This window comes from Cupriavidus sp. GW823-FHT06D04 (assembly GCF_058795055.1).
On sequence record NZ_JBXAHL010000047.1, the window covers coordinates 13,088 to 33,799 of the forward strand.

At 61.2% G+C, this 20,712-nt stretch carries 20 protein-coding genes and 4 pseudogenes; 15 read left to right on the forward strand and 9 right to left on the reverse strand.

The features are described 5' to 3' along the window. Positions 1–65 precede the first annotated feature (65 nt). Both AC1Q7H_RS34885 and AC1Q7H_RS34890 read left to right on the forward strand, forming a co-directional pair. Positions 66–341 (forward strand): hypothetical protein, encoded by a 276-nt coding sequence (locus AC1Q7H_RS34885; protein ID WP_153956338.1) that lies wholly within the window; start codon positions 66–68, stop codon positions 339–341. Positions 342–352: 11 nt separating this feature from the next. Further along, entirely contained in the window at positions 353–553 is a 201-nt protein-coding gene (locus AC1Q7H_RS34890; RefSeq protein WP_153956327.1) for a cell division protein ZapA, read from the forward strand. Positions 554–672: 119 nt separating this feature from the next. Here the strand turns inward: AC1Q7H_RS34890 and AC1Q7H_RS34895 are convergent, their stop codons facing one another. The 3 genes from AC1Q7H_RS34895 to AC1Q7H_RS34905 all read right to left on the reverse strand — a co-directional run bounded on the left by AC1Q7H_RS34895 (position 673) and on the right by AC1Q7H_RS34905 (position 3,919). Then, positions 673–1,122 (reverse strand): HU family DNA-binding protein, encoded by a 450-nt coding sequence (locus AC1Q7H_RS34895; RefSeq protein WP_153956326.1) that lies wholly within the window; start codon positions 1,120–1,122, stop codon positions 673–675. Between the two features lie 280 nt (positions 1,123–1,402). Next, entirely contained in the window at positions 1,403–1,678 is a 276-nt protein-coding gene (locus tag AC1Q7H_RS34900; protein WP_338084287.1) for a site-specific integrase, read from the reverse strand. A 729-nt stretch (positions 1,679–2,407) separates the two neighbouring features. Further along, entirely contained in the window at positions 2,408–3,919 is a 1,512-nt protein-coding gene (locus AC1Q7H_RS34905; RefSeq protein ID WP_153956325.1) for an ATP-binding protein, read from the reverse strand. 499 nt (positions 3,920–4,418) lie between these two features. Here AC1Q7H_RS34905 and AC1Q7H_RS34910 point away from each other — a divergent pair, with 499 nt between their 5' ends. The 3 genes from AC1Q7H_RS34910 (at position 4,419) to AC1Q7H_RS34920 (ending at position 6,352) form a co-directional block, all read left to right on the forward strand. Further along, the gene (locus AC1Q7H_RS34910) at positions 4,419–4,922 is read left to right on the forward strand and encodes a helix-turn-helix transcriptional regulator (RefSeq protein ID WP_492382273.1); all 504 of its coding nucleotides are present in this window, start codon (positions 4,419–4,421) and stop codon (positions 4,920–4,922) included. Further along, entirely contained in the window at positions 4,919–5,614 is a 696-nt protein-coding gene (locus AC1Q7H_RS34915; RefSeq protein ID WP_492382274.1) for a nucleotidyl transferase AbiEii/AbiGii toxin family protein, read from the forward strand. Before AC1Q7H_RS34910 ends, AC1Q7H_RS34915 begins: the two co-directional genes overlap by 4 nt. A gap of 585 nt (positions 5,615–6,199) precedes the next feature. Further along, complete coding sequence (locus AC1Q7H_RS34920) at positions 6,200–6,352, forward strand: hypothetical protein (protein ID WP_228772710.1); 153 nt, start codon at positions 6,200–6,202, stop codon at positions 6,350–6,352. A gap of 231 nt (positions 6,353–6,583) precedes the next feature. On the opposite strand, the gene AC1Q7H_RS34925 is transcribed toward AC1Q7H_RS34920, so the two are convergent. Next, positions 6,584–7,051, reverse strand: a complete 468-nt coding sequence (locus tag AC1Q7H_RS34925) for a fumarate hydratase (RefSeq protein WP_492382275.1) — start codon at positions 7,049–7,051, stop codon at positions 6,584–6,586. Between the two features lie 230 nt (positions 7,052–7,281). Here AC1Q7H_RS34925 and AC1Q7H_RS34930 point away from each other — a divergent pair. Beyond that, positions 7,282–7,500 (forward strand): annotated as a pseudogene (locus tag AC1Q7H_RS34930) (DUF188 domain-containing protein); the annotation flags it as partial. A 215-nt stretch (positions 7,501–7,715) separates the two neighbouring features. Here AC1Q7H_RS34930 and AC1Q7H_RS34935 read toward each other — a convergent pair. Beyond that, positions 7,716–8,090 (reverse strand): GFA family protein, encoded by a 375-nt coding sequence (locus AC1Q7H_RS34935; RefSeq protein WP_492382276.1) that lies wholly within the window; start codon positions 8,088–8,090, stop codon positions 7,716–7,718. 1,160 nt (positions 8,091–9,250) lie between these two features. Further along, positions 9,251–9,751, reverse strand: coding sequence for a hypothetical protein (locus AC1Q7H_RS34940; RefSeq protein WP_153956322.1), 501 nt, complete (start codon positions 9,749–9,751; stop codon positions 9,251–9,253). Positions 9,752–9,979: 228 nt separating this feature from the next. Here AC1Q7H_RS34940 and AC1Q7H_RS34945 point away from each other — a divergent pair. From AC1Q7H_RS34945 to AC1Q7H_RS34955, 3 genes and pseudogenes are all read left to right on the forward strand, one after another. Next, a pseudogene (locus tag AC1Q7H_RS34945) lies at positions 9,980–10,581 on the forward strand (DUF2252 family protein); the annotation flags it as partial. Between the two features lie 595 nt (positions 10,582–11,176). Beyond that, positions 11,177–11,524, forward strand: a complete 348-nt coding sequence (locus AC1Q7H_RS34950) for a hypothetical protein (protein ID WP_492382277.1) — start codon at positions 11,177–11,179, stop codon at positions 11,522–11,524. Between the two features lie 148 nt (positions 11,525–11,672). Next, positions 11,673–11,771: pseudogene (locus tag AC1Q7H_RS34955) on the forward strand (transposase); the annotation flags it as partial. Between the two features lie 345 nt (positions 11,772–12,116). Here AC1Q7H_RS34955 and AC1Q7H_RS34960 read toward each other — a convergent pair. From AC1Q7H_RS34960 to AC1Q7H_RS34970, 3 genes and pseudogenes are all read right to left on the reverse strand, one after another. Then, positions 12,117–12,536 (reverse strand): Hsp20/alpha crystallin family protein, encoded by a 420-nt coding sequence (locus AC1Q7H_RS34960; RefSeq protein ID WP_492382282.1) that lies wholly within the window; start codon positions 12,534–12,536, stop codon positions 12,117–12,119. 33 nt (positions 12,537–12,569) lie between these two features. Then, positions 12,570–12,773, reverse strand: a pseudogene (locus AC1Q7H_RS34965) (Hsp20/alpha crystallin family protein); the annotation flags it as partial. Beyond that, complete coding sequence (locus AC1Q7H_RS34970) at positions 12,761–13,015, reverse strand: hypothetical protein (protein WP_276522823.1); 255 nt, start codon at positions 13,013–13,015, stop codon at positions 12,761–12,763. The gene AC1Q7H_RS34970 and the pseudogene AC1Q7H_RS34965, both read right to left, overlap by 13 nt. Before the next feature lie 626 nt (positions 13,016–13,641). Between AC1Q7H_RS34970 and AC1Q7H_RS34975 the strand changes: the two genes are divergently transcribed. The 6 genes from AC1Q7H_RS34975 to AC1Q7H_RS35000 all read left to right on the forward strand — a co-directional run bounded on the left by AC1Q7H_RS34975 (position 13,642) and on the right by AC1Q7H_RS35000 (position 20,479). Further along, complete coding sequence (locus tag AC1Q7H_RS34975; protein ID WP_153956319.1) at positions 13,642–14,079, forward strand: universal stress protein; 438 nt, start codon at positions 13,642–13,644, stop codon at positions 14,077–14,079. 262 nt (positions 14,080–14,341) lie between these two features. Continuing rightward, positions 14,342–15,721 carry a F0F1 ATP synthase subunit beta gene (atpD, locus tag AC1Q7H_RS34980; protein WP_492382278.1) on the forward strand — a complete coding sequence of 460 codons (1,380 nt, stop codon included), beginning with the start codon at positions 14,342–14,344 and terminating at the stop codon, positions 15,719–15,721. 83 nt (positions 15,722–15,804) lie between these two features. Continuing rightward, positions 15,805–17,226: a F0F1 ATP synthase subunit alpha gene (locus AC1Q7H_RS34985; protein ID WP_492382279.1), complete on the forward strand. Its 1,422-nt coding sequence runs from the start codon at positions 15,805–15,807 to the stop codon at positions 17,224–17,226. A gap of 29 nt (positions 17,227–17,255) precedes the next feature. Then, positions 17,256–18,050: a F0F1 ATP synthase subunit gamma gene (locus AC1Q7H_RS34990; RefSeq protein WP_194946921.1), complete on the forward strand. Its 795-nt coding sequence runs from the start codon at positions 17,256–17,258 to the stop codon at positions 18,048–18,050. A 616-nt stretch (positions 18,051–18,666) separates the two neighbouring features. Next, complete coding sequence (locus AC1Q7H_RS34995; protein WP_153956315.1) at positions 18,667–19,707, forward strand: inorganic phosphate transporter; 1,041 nt, start codon at positions 18,667–18,669, stop codon at positions 19,705–19,707. A 19-nt stretch (positions 19,708–19,726) separates the two neighbouring features. Next, on the forward strand, positions 19,727–20,479 hold the full coding sequence (locus AC1Q7H_RS35000; RefSeq protein ID WP_153956314.1) for a DUF47 domain-containing protein: 753 nt from the start codon (positions 19,727–19,729) through the stop codon (positions 20,477–20,479). Positions 20,480–20,712: the final 233 nt, after the last annotated feature.

The window sequence follows — 20,712 nt, forward strand, 5'->3', positions numbered from 1 at the left end:
CCATATTTCACTTCAATACCAAGGCCTGTTCCCGCGAGGGGCGGGCCTTTCTCCTTTTATTCGCTATGACCAAGACATTCATTTCATCGGAACAGGCGGCCAAGCTGTTGCCGCGCGGCAAGAAGGTGCACACGTTCATCCGGGTCTTTGGCTGGATGGGTGCGGATGTGGATCGCGCCAAGGTGCTGGCTGCCTTCGTGTCGTCCCAGCAGGTCGAGATCCCGCGGGACGCTGCCTGCTTTGCACACCATCTGGTGGTCGATATGGATGGCGCGCGAACCTATATCGAAACGAACCCCAATGCGCTGCGCAAGTTGCTGCCGCAGTATGCGGCAGTGTAGGGGAGGAGGCGATGGACCTGATCATCGGTATCGATCTGGCTGACCAGTCCTTCCAAGGAGCCGGCGGCCCGGCAGCGGCGGCGCGTTGTCTGCGCCAGTTGGCCAATGAGATTGAGGCCAATGTGTCGAACTTCGCGGACTGCCGCGAGGGCCAGCGTATTGCCGGAACCGAAAGCAGGAGCGGCTGCGTGGCTTACCTCGCGGACGTGTAGCCCACTCCAACTAACTCATGGGGCGCTGCCCTATGGGTCGTTGCCCCAGTTCATGCAAAAACTCCGACATCGCGAGATCTCGGGGGCTTCTATTCCTTTGCTCGTTGCAACCATTGCGGTTACATCGCGGCGTCCTTCAGCTTCTTCATCGCGCGAACCTTCACCTTCACGCTGGCCGGCTTGGCGGCGAACCACTGCTCTTGGCCGGTGAACGGATTCTTGCCGAAGCGCTTCTTCGTGGCGGGGACCTGGATAGCCGAGACCTTGAACAGGCCGGGGAAGGTGAACTCGCCGGCGCCCTTCTTGTGAATCGCGCTCACCATGGTGTTTTCCAGGTGGGTCAGGACGGTTTGGACGGTCTTCTTGTCCAGCTCGGTCTGGGCGACCAGGTGGGCGAGGAGGCTCGACTTGTTGAACGTGTCCTTCAGCGGCTTGGCAACCGGTGCGGCTGCGGCAGCCTTCTTAGCAGGAGCGGCTTTCTTGGCGGTGGCGGCCTTCTTAGCCGGAGCAGCCTTCTTCGCTGCGGTCTTCGTTGCAGTCTTTGCTACAGGTTTTGCTTTCGTGGCCATGGTCGTGTCTTGGTAGATTTATGCGCGCCTGACAGCGATTGAGGATGTGGCGCACCGGCGAAGAATAGCAAAATCGGCCGCGTACGCAAGGGGGTAGATGCGATTTTGCAGCAGGCGGCTCGATCAGCCTACCGCTCAGCGAGCGGGAAGCACGGCGAATCCGACTTGCCGCCGCTCGAGGCGACCCACCGACTTCCCGCCCGTCCACCACACGCGCCCCTCGCCGTCTCCCGCTCGCGGATCGATCGTGCCGATGAATCGCTTTATGTTTCTCTATTCGTTAGCCCTGGCGCGGTGTCTGCGCGAGGGCGCGATCGTCCGACTCCAAAGTCGCGGCGATCCGATCACAGGTTCGATTGCTGGCCAGCCCCAACATCTGGCTGACCTTATCTCGAGAATGGCCCGCCAGCAGTTGCCGGCGGCAGAAAGTATTGCGCAATGTGCGCGGACTTGGCTCAGCGCCGGCTAACCCGATCTCTGCGAGGGCGGTGGCCACGATGCGGCCGAAGCTCATGTCGGTAATCGGTCGGCCATCCGGGGTGAGCGTGAACAGCAAATCGCCGTCGATGGAGAGCGTCGCGCGCCGCGCGCACCAGGCCCGCAGTATCGGTACCGCGAACCTGCCCAGATGCTGTGGAGAGCATTGGCATGGTGTCGCGTTGCATGCGTTTCACTCTACTGCTCCGCTACCAAAGTCAAGGCAGGTAGATCTCGGTGCAGCGCCGCCGGGCCGATGAAAGGGATGTGCCGACCGTTCCTGTTCACCAAAGAGGTGGACGGGCGTAAGTATGTTCAAGCGACGGTACGGTTCGAAGACGGGACGTCCTCAACTGCGGTGGTGTCTGTGGGTTAAACGCTCGCAGTAGGACGTGGCTGCTCCAATGGGCAGCCATTTTGGGCCACGGGAGGCCATCCAGGCCGGCCACGATCACTGAACAATCATTAAGCCGGCTGCACGGAACCAGCTCCAATGCCATGACCGCTTCCTTGATTCGACGTCTCCATACCATTCAGCAACTGGGCGGACGCATCCGAGCCGCGGGCTGCGGTCAAAGCCGGTGAGATGGCTTGGGAACGACATGTGGACTCATGTCGGCAGCGCTGATGTCGATCGCTCCCAACCCAGCGCGCACGGTCCCACCCAGGGTTTGAGGTGATCGGCTGGCCGTTGGTTTGCAACAAGAAGAGGAGGACGCAGGCGATGGGCAGCGTGGCGCGGCGCTCCTGCCATGCATCAAGAGGATCGGCCCGGAGAAGGGTGCCGAAGCTTCCGCCGGCCAGTGCATCACACTGACCGAGAAGACGTTAGCATCCTGACGTACGCTGGCAAGTCCAGGCACTGGTAGCCAGCGGCCGTCAGCGCCCGAGCCTCTTCGTCTGAAAAAACAGGCGAGAACAGCGCCTTGGTCAACGTCCACCCATTCACCCGGCGCCCCTCCTTTGTCGACATGAATCGCTCGATGTGTCGCTCAAATTCGGAAAGCGAGGACCGGATGTGCTTGCTCGCACTGCGTTTGCACGAGCCGAAGCGGATATGCCGGGCGTCCTCGTCAAGTGCGACGATGTCGATCTCGATCGCGTTCTGTTCGTCTCGCGGCCGATTCCAGTAACCCAGTTCGATGGAGGTCAGCGAGAAGTCGCCCACGCCCTTTCGCGAACACTCTACGTGCAACTGACGAATCAGCTTCTCGAACGCGTATCCCTCGTGCCCGTGCAGCCGAGGGAGCGTCAGATCGATCGCCTTCGAAAGCGGGCGCATGCGGGATGCGTCCCGCGCCGGCTTCACGACCGACAGCCACGCCTGCAGAAAGTTGTCGGTGATGTAATAGCGGGCGTTGCGGCTCTTGCTCTCCGAAAACACCGGGTGGCGTTTGTCGACCATATGGTAATTCTCGACCAAGCGCTTGACTGTGACCTTCAACGACGCTTCGTCTTCATCCCGCAGCAGTGTGCCGACCAGTTGCCCGTGGCTCGAGCCCGGATGTTCCGCGAGGAAATTTAGGACTGAGAGCAGTCTGCCCTTCACCTCACGGAGGAAGGATGTGTCTGCTTCTTCGGCCAGAGGGCTGCCTTCGCGAAGGAACATCCGCTCGAGCAAGGCTTCCTGAAACCGGGAATCCACCTGAAACAGGCCTTGGTCATACGCGTCCCGGTAGAACTTGGGAACGCCCTCAAAGAAGCCCCAGAGCGTGAGCCAATGGTGCGGATCGCGGATATCGTGGGCGCGGTACACCTCGATCAGGTCCTCGAAATCCCAGTGCTGCAGATCGATAGTCGCTGTGAGCCGCCCAAAGAGTGGCGCACCCTTGTCGTCGAGGAGCGCGCTCATTTCCGACTGCAGGGAGCCAAGGACAAACAGCCCGCCCCCTTGCGTATCGCGCAGCTGGTCCACTTGCTCCTGCAGGAATGAGTTGAAGGCGTAGAGCCTCGTCGCAGTGAAATATTGGAATTCGTCCAACACGACGATCAGGCCGCGGCGGCATAGATCGCCAATCACGCCAGCCATCGAGGCGAAGTTAGTGACTTGCGGGGCCAGTGCATTTGCGATCTCGGATTCGCAGTCTTCCAGCGCCCGACGGAACCCAGCCGCCACATCTCGCTCGTCTGAGTCTGGTATTTGCATGTAGACCATCCGGGCTATTAGCGACGGTTCGCTCTTGGATAGCTCACGCAGGAGGGTTGTCTTGCCAATGCGTCGTCGGCCTTGGATGCGGCAGAAGAACCAGTTTGGACCATGAACGATCCGATCCAGCGTCTCCAGCGTTCCCATCCGTCCGTAGAATTCCCAGGAGGCCATATTCTCGCTACTTTAGTTACATTTATGTATCTTAATTGATCGTGACCCGCAAGGCTAGGGGGGACAAGGCCTGAGGCGGAAAAGCTAAAGTTCTTTCATCAAGGCGGTAGGCCTTGATGAGACCTAAAATCTCGATTGTTTATATAAGTTATAAAAAAGTATCTTATGGATAAAAGATGCTTCTTCTCTCCAGCCCCCAGCCTCGTATGAAGGCCGGGGTGGGGGAGGCGGCGAACTTCCGGGGCCAGACTGAACTCCATCACGGGAGGCGGTGTCTGAGAAAGCACTTTAGCATTGGATCGTGCTGTTCGCCGTCGCGGCAGGCTGGCTAATGAAAGCGAACTGGCCGGACTACGAGCTTTTTCGGATTGGAAATCCAAAATTTGCTGGACTCTCCCATCACCAACCAGTATGCAGATTGCGTTACATTGAGTCTCGATGGAACCTTGGGTCAATACTGTCGTCTATACTTGACACGAATCTCCAGGACTGACTACCGATGAATCCATCGCTCCTCGGTAATGCCATTCAACGCAAACGGGTCGCTCTGGGCCTTACCCAACAGCAACTGGCCGACATGGCGGAATTGTCGCGCCAGTCGCTCAACGGTATCGAACATGGCACCGTCAATGCCACGCTCCAGACGCTTGGGCGCCTGATGGACGTGCTTGGCCTGTCTCTGGACGTGAAGGACCCCGAGGCCAGCAGTCTGGGCAGCGGCGCACCGGCGCGCGCGTTGTGGATGGCAGCAAAGGGCGCCAATGTCAGCTACACCGGGGAGCTCACCCCAGACGAGCTCGAGCGCGCCCTAGCCACTGGCGAGGTGCCATCGGCGTATCGCCCACAAATAGCCCAAGTCCTGGATGAGGCGCCGCTGCAGCTCGTCACCAAGGTCGTCGCCGAAGTGGCGGCGAAACAGCATCGGAATCCTGCCGACATCTGGAAGAACCTCAGGCGGCTTGCGCAGTCGTTGATGGCCACACGCGGAGGCCTGTGGGCATGAAGGTCGAGCTCCGAGGCGATGTTTGGGAAAGCCTCTTTCCTCATGCTTTCACGTTAATGGAGGAGGTCAGGAAGCACGGCGGCATCGAGCCATTCTGGACTTTCGGCGGCGGCACCGTCCTGATGCTACGGTGCCGCCATCGCTTCTCTCGTGACATCGATTTATTTGTGCCGGATCCCCAATATCTCGGGTTCGTGACGCCGCGCTTGAGCGAGGCTGCGGAGAACATCTCGAGCGATTATGTCGAGCAGGGGAATTTCGTGAAGCTGGTGCTCGACGCAGGCGAAGTCGACGTAGTGGCCTCGCCCAACCTGACCGACGAGCCATTCGAGATCTGGGAGATCATGGGGCGGCCAGTCAAGGTGGAAACCGCAGCCGAGATCGTTGCCAAGAAGCTTTACCACCGCGGGGACCGGGCCACGGCTCGGGATCTCTTCGACCTCTGCGTCGTGGTCGAACAGGAGCCAACGGCGCTGGTGCACGCTGCGCCGTTTCTGCTTCGGCACGCCGCCGTATTCGTCAGACAGGTCCAAGCCGGCCCGCCGATCATGCGCGAGCAGTTTGCCAGAATACAGCGCATCAGCTTCGACCGGAGCTTCGACGACTGTGTCGCGATGGTGGGAGATTTTCTAGATTCGCTGCGGGAAACCGACGACGCGCCGCTGGCGGCGCGGGAAAGAGAGCGCCGGTAGGCGTCAGCATCGATTCATTTCACATGACTTCTCGGTTCCGGTCGGCCTTTCAGCTAGCGATAGCCATCGTCCTCTTCGTGATGGTGGCCATCCTGTCACGCCAGTTCTATCGTTGGCTCGAGTCAGCCGACGCGAATTCGGCTGACTCGCCGCCAGGTGCGGTCCCAGTGAATTTCGATGCTGGCGCGGAATGCGAGCGCATGCTCGATCGTATTCGACGCCAGGCCCGCACATCGGAGACAGCCCGCTTGGAGACCGCGCGCCAAGCAGACTGCCGGCATTCCTGATCTTTGCGCGGCGCTATAAAAGGGGTCATATATCACATTTCGCATGACTGGTAGGGTAGGAACGCTGTTGCGTCCCCCAGCAAGCTCCGACGCGGCGGTTTTCAAGGCCAAAAGACGCGCTTGCAGAGGGAAAACCATCGGCGTGCTGTTGCGCACGCGCGGAGCTACTCCCAGCGCGTTTCGCACCGATACATCCCGTTTCGCACCGATACATCCATAGCGGTTCTCATCTTTCTCCGTGGCGCAGTCCACGGATCAGCAGTCGTATTTCCCTTTTGACCCGACAAAGGAGGCCGACATGCTAAGTCCGCACGAAATCGCAGCCCTGCTGCTGCTCGGTGATGCCCCAGACATTCACGACCTCGACCCCGAGCAACTGGATGCCTTGTTGGAACATAAGCTGGTGACGATGGAACATGGGCATTGCACGGCAATGTTCATGCGCGGCTGACAAGCCATAAGCATTCCATGCTCGACGCCGTACGACGCATGGAGTGACTAGCGCCGTGGCCCACGGTGGGATGTCTCCGGCGGATTATGAGTCCGCTGCTTTAACGAAGCATGAGCTAGAGGCCCAATTGGAAGGGGAAAGCCGACGCCAAGTTCGTACGCCTCAGCTTTCCACAGCATCTTGTCATCAATCAGCTGGTTGGCGACATCGCGTTACCAGCCGAAGCAACGATCACGCCGACGCTTCAGGCGATGCTACAGCCGGAACCACTTTCTTCGCCGAAGCCCGCTTCTTCGGTATGGATTTCACTGCGGCCGCCTTCGGAGATGCTTTCGCGGCGACCTTGCCCTTGGTACCGGGGGCGGCCTTTTTCGCCGCCGCATTCGTTGCGAAAGCTCTGTTAGCCGTCGCCTTCTTGGCACCTGCAGCCTTCGCCTTCTTCGCCGCGAGCTTGTCCTTTGCGGCTTGCTTTTCAAAGCTGGCCGCGGCCTTTGCGGCTTCCACGGCATGGGCAGCCTCGTGCTTAGCCGCTTCAATTGCCTTCTTCGTGTCAGCGCGCAGCTTCAGCAAGTGCTTCTTCGCTGCCTGTGCCTCACGGGCAAGCACGCTGGCCTTTTTCGTTGGCGCGACTAGCTTCTTTGCGGCAGGTTTTCCCTTGGCAGTTGCACTTACCCGTGTCGTTTTAGCTGCTGCGACCATGTTGGTTATTCATTGTTGTGAGTGAAGCGCGGAGTATAACCGCACCAGTGGCGTTACATAATAGAGCTCAGTTTTTTCTTTGCGTTGGTCCAACCGATGCGATCAGCCGACGGCCGAGATGCCACCCTCTTCCGCACCGCTTTCTCATTGGTATTTGGTACGTTCTCCAAAACAACAAAACCCAAGCCGATCTTGGCCTGGTCCTAGCGGGCTACTACCTCGACCATCTCCTCAACAAGGGCGCTTATGTGCTCGACCCACGAGGAAGCTGGTTTAGCCGTGAGAATATCCAGGAGCGCCTAACGATGCGTGAGGTGATGGACCAGCTCCGCGGCTCGGGCGTCGATACCGGCGGTCCGGCGCCCTACGCCCCACAGAATAGCAAGGCGTTCGCTGCCCAATTGGATCGGTTCCTGGCACGCCATGCGCCGCCGGGTGCGGTCGCCTGAAGCGCGCGAGCCACAGCGACGCAATAGTGGACCGTAGCGTCGCTCCGGCCAGTCGCTTGCCGGCCAGGACCGGCCGGTGGCGATGTTTCTCACAAAGACGACGTTGAAGTGCCCCTCCGCATCCGTAAGCGGTAAGCCACCTGGATGATGACATTCCTCGCTCACGACTGGTAGCAGTGTGGAGGCGGCGGCCACATTATGTGACACCTCCTTCCTCAGACTGACTCGACAACGGAGTATGCCTCGCCGTCGATTAAGCCCACTTGCAAGGAAAGGGCATCAACGCCGTCCAGACAACCGACGTTGATCCCGTAGAGCTCGGGGGCCGTACGAGGGCGGTGGAACACATAGATGCCACACTCTTTGCAGAAGTAGTGTTTTGCCACCTTAGAATTGAATTGATAAATCGACAGGTATTCCTCCCCGGCGAGTAACGTAAAGCAGTCAACCGGGACACGTGTCATGACTGCGCCTCGGCGTTTGCAGAACGAGCAGTTACAACGCTTCGCTGGGTCCAGCGTTGACTTGATTTCAAACTGAATTTTTCCGCAATGACAAGAACCGTGATAGGTATTCATCTCGCCTTGCATGATTCATCCTCCGGAGTGGAAAATGGGATGGTGTAGTCCGTCGACGCGAAAGGATGCCGGTCAAAAGTTCCGTCCATGGGATTTTCGTCAGCGAACCAGATTGGGCGTGACCTCGTGATCTGAACCACCGTAGTAGTAATCGAGTACCACTTTGGGCAAGATGCCGCGCGCAGCCCTTTCCAGCTCCATGAGGTTCACGAATGCCATGGTCGGCTCCTCCTGTGACATTTGTCCGTGGCAATTGTAGGAGGAGGTCGGTTATCCACCCATTGCAAGGGCCTCGACTCGTAGTACAGGACCCCGGCCTTGCAAAGCCAAACATGACTAGGCAACGCGTTGGTGTAGCGAACGGCGGTTTCTCCGACCTCGATTGTTATGGCGAACCTCGCTTTTGAAAACCTCGACCGGCGGCTCAGGGTCGCGAAAAGACGATCGGAGGCGGCCGAGAATCCTTGCCGTGCCGCAAGGGCCTGTTCGCCTTCCACCTCCGTGGAACATGCTCGCGGCAGCCTCCTTGGGAGTCGTTTCCGGCTTGGTGGGACAGATGGCACATGCTTTCCAAGCTTTGCGTTGGGCCTCATTCCTACCGCTACGGCATGCGTTCCCACATTCCGCCATTTCCGTCCCTCGAATCGGGCGTTGCTGTGGCTTTTCAAGTCTTGCGGGGTTGAGGAATCTTTGCTGAGGAAGAGGCTTCAAGGTGCAATAGATTGGGTCGCAATGCGGAATTTTTGGGCCACCAAGGGGTTCGTGACAAAGCGGCACCGAACGGCCTTATGGCTTGCATCTCAGATGCAGACCGACCTTTGCGTCCCAATTCATTGCACCATACAGCAGCCGCCACTACTACGGCCCATAATTTCGTGATCGTGAAATTACAGATTGGGCACCGCTCAGATGCCGCTGTCGCATGCCAGGCCGACCATATGGGGCGAGCAAGGTAAGCGCCCGGCCGGCTCAAGGGGCGCTTCATCTGGACCGACGACATGACGGCCATCACCATGCTCATCCGTGCCTACGGGCATGCGAGCACGGAAGCGCTGCAGTGCACGCCCTGGAAAGAGTTCATCGCATCCCTGTAGCCGGTATCCAACGCGCGTCCGGCGGTTTGCTTCCGAACCGTCGGACGCGCGCAGGTGGCGTTATGAACATACCCCGGATTATCCACCGCTGGCCTCGTACTCCTGAACGAGTGAAAGAAACTCGGACGGCTTGACGATCCTGGCGGCGCAGATGTTTTTCAGCTCGTTCTTCTTTTTCAGGATGCGCTCGTCGGTGGTGACAAAGTAGCCCGTGTACTTTGATGCTTCGAACACATGGGTCGCATCCTGGCGCATCTGGTCCCGGCTGCCGTTGCCGGCTAGGACCTCGAGTATCCGATCCCTATCCGCCTGTTCGTCGGGTGTCAGGCTGACGTCAACGGCATAAAGTACGCCTGCCGCTGCACGCTTGACCCAGTCTGGCGTATTCGGATACTCGTTCTCCTTGGGCATGGAATGCGCGATCTTCAGGCCCAGGAGCTGACCATTCTCGTGGCGTTCGAATATTTCCTTTGAAGCCCGGTCCTCCGGGGCGGATCTGGGATCGAAAGCGCACGAATCAAGGAAGACATTCTGCCGGTGAGGGTCTGGCGGCGCGTGACCCATGGGTGTCGTTGCCATCTTGCGTCCTCCTATGGCACTCAATGTGCCCAAGAAATACCCACCTAGCTATTGTAGGTCCGAGCCGCCAAACCGTCTTTCAGCGAACGCCGGATCCTCGGATCTGCTGACCGGAAAAGCCTGCATGCTGGAAATCGGGGACATCGGCATGATCCAGGGTATGAATGCATATTGACCGTTTGGGGCGGCGATATCATTCATTGATCACCTGCTGGCGGACCTGATCTGCAGCCTATCGCGTCATATCGGGAAAGCCTTGCCGAGCATATCCGTGTGCTGTTCGACCGGTTCGACTTCTTCGACATGGCCATCAAGGTCGTCGGCGTGGGCAGCGTCGGCACGATGTGCGGCCTGGGCTGTTCCTTGCCGCGGACAACGATCCGCTGTTCCTCCAGGTAAAGGAAGCGCGTGCGTCGGTGCTTGAACCCTACGCTGGGAAAAGCCTGCATGCCAACCATGGCCAGCGTGTGATCGCGGGGCAACGACTCATGCAAGCCGCCAGCGACGTTTTCCTGGGCTGGACAAGGGGCCGGAACGGACGCGACTTCTATGTACGCCAGCTGCGAGACATGAAGTTGTCGGCCGTGATCGAGGACCGGGACACAGCCATGCTCCGGCAATATGGCCGCATGTGTTCGCATGCCCTTGCCCGCGCGCACGCGCGTTCCGGCGATGCCACCACGATCGCGGGCTACATGGGACGGACAGACCTTGACGATGCGATCTGCGAGTTCGCCACCGAGTACTGCTCGCAGAATCGAAGTGACTTTCGCGCGTTCGTGGCGGCGATTCGAGAGGGACCCATCAAGGCAAGGATGGAAGAGGAGTAAGCTGCTGGCGGGCGCCGCGGCGCCGATGTCTCCCCGCCACTGGCCTCGGTCCAGCTCAAGAGAAAGGTGCCGGACCCCGTTCCGCCGGCGGAAGTTCTTCCTGCGTGCGATCAAGCTGCCGCTGAGGCCTCCGTTCCCAGGTAGGCGCTCCCGGGCGGCTGGCCAAGATTGGCCAGCCAGCGACGGCCGCTGTGTCAGAGCGGTCATTAGTTGGCTATTACAGCATAGACGCATGCGCGTACCCGGTATTGATGTGCCGCAAGCACGCCGGCGTGCCGCCATCGGGAGCGCAGCATTGACGGATGTGGCCGGGCCTTGATGTAGCCCAAGATCGCGCTCGCGTGCACGCCTACTCTGGATGACATCACCGGCGCAGGCGTCGGCTATCGCCTATCAGCTTCTTGCAGGAGATCCCCATGCGTGCGATTGCGCTTGCCACCTGTCTGCCTTGCCCGGGCGTGTTCGCGGCCATGCCCACTGGTGCGGATTCGGCGGTACCGCTTGCGGTACCAGAGGCGCCGGCGGTCCATCATATGAACGGGATCGACTACGTTTCCGGGGGATCGGGGTCGACCAAGTGGCGGCCATACGCACCATGGCCGGGCGCTTCAATGTCCATATGCACTTCAGCAGCTTGTCGGACGTCACGGTGACGTTGTTCGACGCGCGCCGCGAGATCTTGATGCTGGTACTGAGTGAGGGGCCGCTGCTCTACCTTCGGCTGCCGCCAGGCAATTATCGTGTGGTGGTTAGCTCCGCAGAGGCGATCGAATCCCGCAGCCTACGCGTGCGCCAGTACGGCAGGGGACCGTCGTTGCTGCTGCGCCTGCCAGGGGACCGGCCCTATGGGCCTACGACCAAGTTGAATCATGGCTGGCTCGAAAGTCCGCCAGTTCCCTCAATCGTCATGAATCCAAGGCTCGACGGATCACGCGCGGTGTAAAGCACTTCCGGAGTTCAGGTCTTGTTGTCCTCGAGTCCCCGGTTGCGCTGCGCTGTTGGCGACCAGTACGTAGCCGAGATGCCGGTGGTTGCTTTCCATGATGGGGCCACCCGTTGCTGGGTACGTTCGCCAGTTTTGATGACGGTGCCTCGGCGGCATCGCAGCGGTCGCGATGATGGGCGATGCGAAGGTATTCCGGTCAGGTCGGGAATTTGTAGCGTGGGCTGGCCTTGTGCCCAAGCCGACCCTCCTACATGCCGTCCCCCTCATCAACGGCTTGCAGAAATGCTCTGGCGCCGAGACTGACGCTGACCAAGAACCTTGCTGCAAGCGGCTCGCCAGTTGGTTACCACCAGATTCTGCTCCAAAGATACGATGACCCCTAATCGCAAGTTAGGTGCGTCGACAAGCGGCGCCCAGAGCCAAGCCGGAGATGGCTTCGCGCCATGCTGGCGCCGGAAGTGGCACGGAAGATACAATGATCGCATCTTCGATGGCCGACCGGCCGGATGGTCGACGCGCACGCTGCTGAACCAGAGATAGGAAGCCAAAACGGCGGCGCCATTCGCCGCCGTCCTGTGCAGTTGGCCGGTCAGCCGACCGAGACTTCGATCCGCCGCGGCTTGGCTTCTTCGCGGCGCGGGATGGTCACCTTCAGCACGCCGTCTTGCAGGTTGGCCGCGATGCGCGAGGCATCCAGCTCGGGACTGAGCGTGAAGGTACGCGCATAACGCGGCTGCCGCACCTCGGCATGCTGCACGCGTAGGCCGGCCGGCGTCGCCACCACGGCTTCGCCTTCGATGCGTAGGCTGGCGTCGTGGACATTCACCTCCAGCTTTTCGCGCGGCACGCCCGGCAGATCGGCCCACAGCGTAACGCCGGCAGCGGTCTCGTAGATGTCGACCGCGGGCACCAAAGTCATCGCTTGCATGTCTTCGCCATGCCGGGCAACGGCGCCCTGGCTGCCTTGCTGGTTCTGGTCGCGCTGGACGACCGGGTTCGACGTATTCATAGCTCCCTCCTGATCTCCGCTGACGGTAATGGCACGCGGGCGCGAAGCTTCGCGCTTGCCCACGCTGATCGACAGGCAACCGTTGGCGTAACGTGCCTGAACCTTGTCCGGGTCGGCCGACCGCGGCAGCTCGATCACGCGGCGAAAGCTACCGCTGAAGCGCTCCTGCGCATAGGGTCGCACCTCCGCGTCGCCGTTTCGTACGCGCTTCTGGGCCCCTGACACTACCGCTGGCATACCAACAAAAACCCGCAGCGCGCGTTACCGCGAAACTGGTCAAAAGTTGGTTTGTGTTGGGCCAGGAAGATTTCAAGAGCTTTAATCGGCGTGCCCTGCGGCCCGGCACCGCGGCATCCCGCTTCGGCCACCTGCGCGGAGATTGCCGCCGCGTCCTCGCGCGCGGCGGCGGTCTCGGCGCGTGCCGCGTCGCGCTCTGCTTCCGCCGCACTGGCCACATGACGGGCCTCGGCGCGCAGCATGGCCAGCCCACCGGTGGCGGCCTCGTTCGGCCTGCCCCGACACCGTAATTCCTGGCAAGACGCGGACGGCTCGACCGTCCTTGACGAGCTAGGCGTCACGCGGGCCTTCAAACTGATCAACGAACCTCTGAGCCCACGAGATGCCTTCGCTCTGGGCGCGCTCATTCCTTTCGTGAAGCCCGAGCACGTCGGACTCCCTGATGGTATGCCGGCCTCTGGTTACGCGTCCCATGGATGCGAACACTCCGTTCCCGGCAGGTTTTGCGAACCCCTCGACTATGTAACCTCGATACCTTTCGATAGACATGATAAGTCCGCCTCATATCCACAACTGAGGATCCATCGCAGTCCATTTAATACAGCCTAGCACGCGGCGCGCGTCTGCACAGATTGGAGACCTATTTTGGACATCCCTCGTCTTGGGGGTACCGGACGGCCCTGCCGCATCCTAAAGCCGGTTTTTCGTGCCAGCTGCCGTGTTCGGCGAGCCGTGAAGTTGCTAAGGACAGGATGCGCGGATCTCAGGCCACGGCAAGTAAGGAGGGCGTCACGCCGGTCGGAAGCGATTGTCATACCATTCAGTTGCCTAGCCTAGGGGCCGAAGGCCCGACCATGAGGAGGAAAACATGTTCCAGCATCTCTTGGTGCCCACCGATGGATCGACGCTCTCGGAGGCCGCCATTCGCGCGGCGGTGACGCTCGCCAAGGCATTCGAGGCGAGGATTACCGGAGTGCATGTCATTCCAGAGTTCCGTGTCTTTACGCATCGGATTGACATGCTGGAGGACACTCAAGAACGCTACGCACAACTTGCTGAACAGCGTGCGGAGCAATACCTGGCGGAGGTCTCACAGGCGGCGCAGGAAGCGGGGCTGGCCTGCGAGACGATCAGCGTCACCCACAATCACCCCTATGAGGCGATCATCCAGGCCGGGGAGGAACGCAACTGTGATCTCATCGTTATGGCGTCACACGGCCTCGGGGGCTTGCAAGGCCTGCTGCTTGGCAGCGAGACCCAGAAGGTGCTGACCCATTGCAATATCCCAGTTCTGGTGGTCCGCTAGCCGAGGCCGGTGGCGAACCGGACATCGCGTAAAGACGAGCACCTACCCGGTTCAACCCCTGGCACTTCCGCTATCGCGGCCGGGCCAGCTCGCCTGCTACGGACCGGCTGCCGTGCGCTCGCACGTGGCAGCGTCCGATGGACAACTAGTAAGTGTCGCGCGCCGCCGCTGACGTGTATCAGGCTGAGATGGGAAGGCATAGCCTATGCTTTAGAAAGGATCGTTGCCTTAGCACTGCACTGAGCCATGGGGCTGACGCAAGATGCAGGAACAACATAACCCGAATCCGATCGGCCAGGTGACTGCGGTGCGCGGCCCTGTGGTGGACGTGCGCTGCGACCTACTGCCACCGATTGGCCATGCTTTGCTGCTTCGGCTGGATGCGGCGTCGATCACGCTGGAGGTGTTCCAGCACTTGGACGAAAGCCGGGTCCGGACGATCGCGCTGCACCCTACGGATGGCGTGGCACGCGGTGCGTCTGTGACCGATAGCGGCGGACCAGTCATGGTGCCCGTCGAGAGCGGCTGCCGGGGGCGGTTGCTGGATGTCCTGGGCGATCCGCTCGATGGTGGCCCGCCGTTGCTGCGCAACGAGAAGCGATCCATCCTCTCAGTCCCTCCGGCGTTGACCGAAGTGGTGCCGGGAGAAGAGATTCTTCCGACGGGCATCAAGGTGGTTGACCTGCTGTGCCCGTTCGTGCGCGGCGGCAAGACCGGACTGTTCGGCGGCGCCGGCGTGGGCAAGACCGTACTGATGATGGAGTTCATGCACGCGGTGACTACGATTCATCAGGGCGTCTCGGTGTTTGCCGGCGTCGGCGAACGCATCCGCGAAGGGCACGAGCTCTGGCACGCGATGCGCGGCGCCGGCGTCATGGACCGGGCGGTCCTGGTATTCGGGCAAATGGACGAATCTCCCGGCGTGCGCTACCGCGCGGGATTCTCGGCCCTGACCTACGCCGAGTTCTTGCGAGACCAGGGCGCCGGCGAGGTCTTGTTCCTGATGGACAACCTGTTCCGCTTCGTACATGCGGGTACTGAGATATCCGGGCTGCTCGGTCGGATGCCGGCAAGTGTCGGCTACCAGCCCACTCTGTTGACCGAAGTTGCCAGCCTTCAGGAGCGCATCTTGTCGACCCGCAGCGGCGCCATTACGGCCGTGCAGGCCGTGTTTGTCCCGGCCGATGACATGAGCGATCCGGCGGTGATAGCCATCCTCAGACACCTCGATTCCACAGTCATCCTCTCACGTGACCAAGCCGCGCATGGAATCTATCCCGCCGTCGATCCTCTCGCGTCCAGCAGCCGTTTGATCGACCCGCGCGTGATTGGCGAGTGGCACTACCAGCTGGCGCGGGCGGTGCGCGAACATCTGGCGCGCTACAAGGAGCTGGAAGACGCCTGGCCGGGCCGGAACTGGAGCGCGCCATCATTGCACTGTTCCTTCGCGACCTGGCCGCGCTGGACGGCGCGGCTCGCCACCGTCTACTTGCATCCCCGCCGGCCGGGCCGTTTGAAGTCGCCACCGCATTCGTGCCGGACAAGGCATTGCGCCAGGAGGTCGAAGCAGCCCTTGTGGCGCTGTTCGGGAAGCCTGTCGGCACACACTGGAGCCTTGACCCGGCGGTCCTCGCCGGCCTGACCGCCAGGCTGGATGGCTATGTTAATGGGCGCCACCCTGGCTCGCGCACTTGATGCATTCACGGGACGCTCCGAAGTAGCAGCATGAATGACCCAGGTATCGGCCTCTTTATCGAGGAGCGCGGCGAGATCGTGGGCGTGGCGGACGGCATTGCGTGGATTGTCGGGCTGCCATCCACGCGGCACGGCGAGTTGCTGAGTGCCGACGATGGCAGCCGGGCATTGGCTTTCCAACTCGATGAGCGGCTGATCGGCGCCATTTTGCTGGACCAGCCGCGCGGCACTGCCGCTGGCGTCCGCGTGCGCCGTACGGGCGGGCGGCTGGCAATTGGCGCCGGCGACGCCTTGCTCGGCCGCGTCGTCGACCCGCTGGGCAGCATACTCGATGATCAGCCGCCCCCGATCATCGCGGCTTACCGGCCGCTGGAGTCGGCGTCACCGCCCATTGTCGAACGGGAGCCGGTAACGCGTCCCCTGTACACCGGGAACACCATCGTCGATACGTTGTTGCCCATCGGCCGTGGCCAGCGCCAACTCATCATCGGAGACGAAGGTACGGGCAAGAGCGCACTGGCGCAGGATGCCGTCATCAACCAGGTTGGCCAGGGCGTGCGGTGTGTCTATGTGCTGATTGGCCAGCGCAGGGCGGCCGTGGCCGAGACGATCGACCTGCTGCGCCAGACCGGAGGGCTTGCCCATACGACGGTCGTTGTGGCCGAAGCGAACGCATTGCCAGGTGTGCAGTACCTGGCCCCGTTTGCGGGCTGCGCGCTGGCAGAATACTGGATGCGCGAAGGCCATGATGTGCTGATTGTCTATGACGATCTTGTCCTGCATGCCCAGGCTTACCGCGAGCTGTCTTTGCTGCTGCGCCGCCCGCCTGGCCGTGAGGCCTATCCTGGCGATATCTTCTATCTTCACTCGCGCTTGTTGGAGCGGGCCACGGCCCTGGCGCCGACGCAGGGGGGCGGCAGCCTGACTGCGTTGCCCATTGTCCCGACCCAGCAAGGAGAGCTCGCGAGCTATATTCCGACCAACCTGATTTCCATCACGGACGGCCAGATCTACCTGAGCCACCCGCTGTTCGCGGCGGGCGCGCTGCCGGCGATCGATATCGGGCGTTCGGTATCGCGCATCGGGGGAAAGGCGCAAGACAAGGCGATTGCCAGGGAAGCCGCGCGGCTGCGGCTGGATTATCTGCAGTTCCTGGAACTGGAAACCTTCACACGCTTCGGCACGCGGCTGGAACCGGACATGGCAGCGCGCGTCGCGCGCGGCCGGCTGCTGCAGGCGCTGTTCCGCCAGCCTCGGCTGGAACCACGTCCGATTGCCTATCAAATGGCCTGGCTAGTGGCGTTGGCCGAAGGCTGGCTCGATTCGCTGTCGCCTGACGCGCTACAGCTTGCCCTCAGACGCCTTCGTGAGAACGTCGCGGCGGCGCCTGCGCTGTCGGCACCGCGCGCTGACTGGGTGAAGTTTACTGTGGCCTGGCTGGGGCGGAGATGAGCAGCGCCAGCTATCGGGAGCATTCCCGCATGCTCGACGAGCTGCGACAAATCGTCAGGGCGATGAAAAATCTTGCCTTTGCAGAGTTGCACCGCGTGGGCCGTGCGCTGCCTGCTCAGGAAGTGGCAGAGCAGACGGTGCTTCATGCGCTGGCCGATATAGTGGTGCCGGAACCAGCTGCCGAGGAAGGCCGCCAGCTCTGGCTCGCGATTGGGGCCGACCGAGGTTTTTGCGGCGGATTCAATGACCACCTGGCGGTCGCTGTGGCGGCCGAGCACGTTCGCGCGCCAGCGGCGGTGTGGCTGGTCGCGGGGGCGCGCCTGCGCCAGCGGCTCGAGGACCGATTGCCGGAGGCTACCTGGCTCCCAGGATGTGCCACCAGCGAGGAAGCCAGCAATTGCGTCGACACATGGCTGGATGCTGTATTGTCGTATCTGGATGCGCCGGCCGCGCCCGTCTTTCATGTCCTGCATCATACCGAAGCTGGGCCAGCCGCCCGCCGCCTTCTACCCATGCCTGCCCTGCCGGCACCCCACCCCGGGAGCCCGCCACACCGATACGTGGCTCGCTCTGTCTTGATGCCCGGACTGGTCTCCGAGATGCTGCGCGTTGCACTTCTCGGCGCACTATATCAATCGCTGCAGCAGGAGAATCGATGGCGCCTGGCACAGATGGAACGTGCCCGGGACCATCTGGAGGAATCCGCCAGGCAGCTTGAGCGAATTCATTTTCGCGAGCGCCAGACGCAAATCACCACGGAGTTGGAAACACTGATGTCGTCCCTCGATGACGTGCAGGGGACATCAGCCTTGGGCGCGGGGTAATAACTTATGCGTCGATTTTCGTGAATCGCATCATCCTCCGCAGGTCACTGGCAATCCGCCGAACCGAGGCCACGGGATTGTCGACGACGTCGTTTATGGCGCCAAGTGGGAAGAGGCGACCCGATACCTCAATGGGCTGGCACGCAAGGCCGCTGCCGCCGGCGTGGATTGTCAGACGGCCTATTCGGTCATCGCCTCGCCGGCCGCGTTCGTGTGGTATTCGGATCATGAATTCGTGAGACTGTCGCGCCTGGGCAATGCAACATGCAAGTGATGAACGGGGATATTGATTGCCGATGCGACCGTCTCTGTTCGGCCAGAAGCCGCCGCTTGAAGCTGCCTGCGAAATCAGGGGCCATTCAGGTTTTGTGGAGGCCATTGCCCATGAGTCTGGTCGCCGCTCTGCTATCCTGAAAAGCAGTGGGCGTCAGAAGGAGAGTTTTCTTTTTGTCGGTTCAAGGAGGTTTTGCAAGCCGAAATCTGCTGCCCGGTACTCGGGCTGCAGTGCTCACCCTGATCCGCCGGTAGGCAGCCTGCAGGTAACGCCTCGCACAGGTAGATGGCCCCCCCGTCGGGGATGTCGCATGTTTTGCCGCTACGGCCACGGGAAACAGGCATGCAGAACACTTGGGTATTGCTCATTGTGACGATGGCCATGGTGCTGGTGTTCGACTTCACCAACGGCTTTCACGACTCCTCCAACATGATCGCCACACTAGTCGCCTCGCGGGCCATGACACCCGTGCAGGCCTTGCTGCTGGTGGGCGTGTTTACCTTTCTGGGTCCACTGTTGGCCGGTACGGCGGTTGCCGATACCATTGGTGGTTTTGTTAGTCTGGCGTCTGTGCCTGAGCAACTCGGCATTGCGCTGGTGTTGTGCGGCATTGTCGCCGCCGTCGCCTGGAATCTGTTGACCTGGTGGCTTGCCATGCCTTCATCCTCATCCCATGCCTTGGTGGGTGGGCTGGTTGGCGTCGTGCTGGTCAGTACCGGGCCGGACAACGTGGTTTGGGGGGGGGCGCAGTTGGCAGAAGGGAAGCTCACCGGCGTGACCAAGGTGTTGCTGTCCCTGTTGCTGTCACCCCTGGCAGGTTTTGCGATCGGGTTTGTGCTGCATCGGCTGATGAAATACCTGTTGCGGGCGGCGCATCCCTCGGTCAATCGGAAACTGCGACATGGTCAGTGGTGGACGGCAGCGGTGCTGGCGTTCTCTCACGGCGCCAACGATGCCCAGAAAGGCATGGGGATCATTACCCTGGTACTGGTTCTGGGCGGTATCCTGCCGGCCTTCACCGTGCCGCCGTGGGTCATTCTGGCCAGCGCAACCAGCATTACCCTGGGCACCCTGCTGGGCGGTTGGCGCATCGTGCGCACCGTAGGATACGGCATTTACAAGCTGCGCCCGCTTCATGGGCTGAACGCTCAACTGGCGTCGTCCGCTGTGATCTTCGGCGCCTCGCTGGTGGGTGGGCCGGTTTCGACCACGCACGTGGTGAGCTCTTCGATCATGGGCTTGGGGGCCTCTGAGCGCCCCCGTGCCGTACACTGGATGAAAGCGAGGGAAATCGCTTTGACCTGGGTGGTCACCCTGCCGGGAGCCGCGCTACTGGGGGCGGCACTGACCTGGCTGCTGATCACCTTCACCTACCTGCACTGAGGACTGGAGCGCGTCATCCATGAATGAGCCACATGTCCCGCTATGGCGCAGCTGGTGGCAGCGCCTTTCGCCACCCACGCCTGACTTTTATGCGCTACTCAACAAGCAGTGCGATCTGGTGGCCGAGGGCATGGCGGAGTTGCTGGCCTACATGCGTACGGGCGAAAACCCACACGCCGACCGGGTGATCGAGCTGGAGCGCGAGGGTGATGTGCTCCGGGTAGAGAACATGAACCTCCTGCACCAGACCTTCATCACGCCGTTCGATCGCGAAGACATCTATCGCTCCATTGCCACCATTGACGAGATCATCAACTACGCCAGAACCACCGTGCGCGAAATGCGTGGCCTGAACCTTAGCCCCGACGATCACACGCGCGCCATGGCCGAGCTGCTGCATGAGGGGGTGTTGTCATTGCAGAGTGGTTACGCCCAATTGGCGAAGAAACCCCTGCTGGCAGAAGCCGATGCGGAAGCGGCACGCAAGATGGAGCGCGTCGTTGAACACACCTACCTCATGGCGCTCTCAGAGCTGTTCGACGCGCACCACTACGTTACCAACCGGACACCTGAGCAGCGCAAGGCAGCAGATTCGCTGGAGGTGCTGATGCAGGAACTGACCCGCAGCGAAGTGTTGGCAGTGGGCTCGGCCGTTGGCTTCGTGGTCGAAATCCTCAAGCGCCGCGAAGTCTATCGCCATATGTCCAATGCGGCCGACCGCGTGGTCCGTGCCGGTGAAGTACTGCATGACATTGTTGCAAAGATTGCCTGATCGCCAAGAGCAAAGGAGGCTTGGCCGGGGGAGGGAATCTAATAAACATAAGGGGCCGACTCCGGTCAGTGGACTAAACCGCTCGAGGGGCACCGTGCTAGCGGTTTAGTGTACGCCCGTGAGAGCGTGCGATCTGCGGGGTGAAAGTCCCCGCCGGAGTTGGCCACAGCTCCGTAGCTGAAGGTAACTGCGTCGTCGCGAGGCGGGGTGGAGAGTAACCGGAAGCGAACTGT

What these genes read in the sequence shown, in the direction of transcription:
- AC1Q7H_RS34885 (WP_153956338.1), top strand. Translation starts at nt 66, where the DNA reads ATGACCAAGACATTCATTTCATCGGAACAGGCGGCCAAGCTGTTGCCG.
- AC1Q7H_RS34890 (WP_153956327.1), top strand. Translation starts at nt 353, where the DNA reads ATGGACCTGATCATCGGTATCGATCTGGCTGACCAGTCCTTCCAAGGA.
- AC1Q7H_RS34895 (WP_153956326.1), bottom strand. Translation starts at nt 1,122, where the DNA reads ATGGCCACGAAAGCAAAACCTGTAGCAAAGACTGCAACGAAGACCGCA.
- AC1Q7H_RS34905 (WP_153956325.1), bottom strand. Translation starts at nt 3,919, where the DNA reads ATGGCCTCCTGGGAATTCTACGGACGGATGGGAACGCTGGAGACGCTG.
- AC1Q7H_RS34910 (WP_492382273.1), top strand. Translation starts at nt 4,419, where the DNA reads ATGAATCCATCGCTCCTCGGTAATGCCATTCAACGCAAACGGGTCGCT.
- AC1Q7H_RS34915 (WP_492382274.1), top strand. Translation starts at nt 4,919, where the DNA reads ATGAAGGTCGAGCTCCGAGGCGATGTTTGGGAAAGCCTCTTTCCTCAT.
- AC1Q7H_RS34920 (WP_228772710.1), top strand. Translation starts at nt 6,200, where the DNA reads ATGCTAAGTCCGCACGAAATCGCAGCCCTGCTGCTGCTCGGTGATGCC.
- AC1Q7H_RS34925 (WP_492382275.1), bottom strand. Translation starts at nt 7,051, where the DNA reads ATGGTCGCAGCAGCTAAAACGACACGGGTAAGTGCAACTGCCAAGGGA.
- AC1Q7H_RS34935 (WP_492382276.1), bottom strand. Translation starts at nt 8,090, where the DNA reads ATGCAAGGCGAGATGAATACCTATCACGGTTCTTGTCATTGCGGAAAA.
- AC1Q7H_RS34940 (WP_153956322.1), bottom strand. Translation starts at nt 9,751, where the DNA reads ATGGCAACGACACCCATGGGTCACGCGCCGCCAGACCCTCACCGGCAG.
- AC1Q7H_RS34950 (WP_492382277.1), top strand. Translation starts at nt 11,177, where the DNA reads ATGGCCGGGCGCTTCAATGTCCATATGCACTTCAGCAGCTTGTCGGAC.
- AC1Q7H_RS34960 (WP_492382282.1), bottom strand. Translation starts at nt 12,536, where the DNA reads ATGAATACGTCGAACCCGGTCGTCCAGCGCGACCAGAACCAGCAAGGC.
- AC1Q7H_RS34970 (WP_276522823.1), bottom strand. Translation starts at nt 13,015, where the DNA reads ATGCTGCGCGCCGAGGCCCGTCATGTGGCCAGTGCGGCGGAAGCAGAG.
- AC1Q7H_RS34975 (WP_153956319.1), top strand. Translation starts at nt 13,642, where the DNA reads ATGTTCCAGCATCTCTTGGTGCCCACCGATGGATCGACGCTCTCGGAG.
- atpD (WP_492382278.1), top strand. Translation starts at nt 14,342, where the DNA reads ATGCAGGAACAACATAACCCGAATCCGATCGGCCAGGTGACTGCGGTG.
- AC1Q7H_RS34985 (WP_492382279.1), top strand. Translation starts at nt 15,805, where the DNA reads ATGAATGACCCAGGTATCGGCCTCTTTATCGAGGAGCGCGGCGAGATC.
- AC1Q7H_RS34990 (WP_194946921.1), top strand. Translation starts at nt 17,256, where the DNA reads ATGCTCGACGAGCTGCGACAAATCGTCAGGGCGATGAAAAATCTTGCC.
- AC1Q7H_RS34995 (WP_153956315.1), top strand. Translation starts at nt 18,667, where the DNA reads ATGCAGAACACTTGGGTATTGCTCATTGTGACGATGGCCATGGTGCTG.
- AC1Q7H_RS35000 (WP_153956314.1), top strand. Translation starts at nt 19,727, where the DNA reads ATGAATGAGCCACATGTCCCGCTATGGCGCAGCTGGTGGCAGCGCCTT.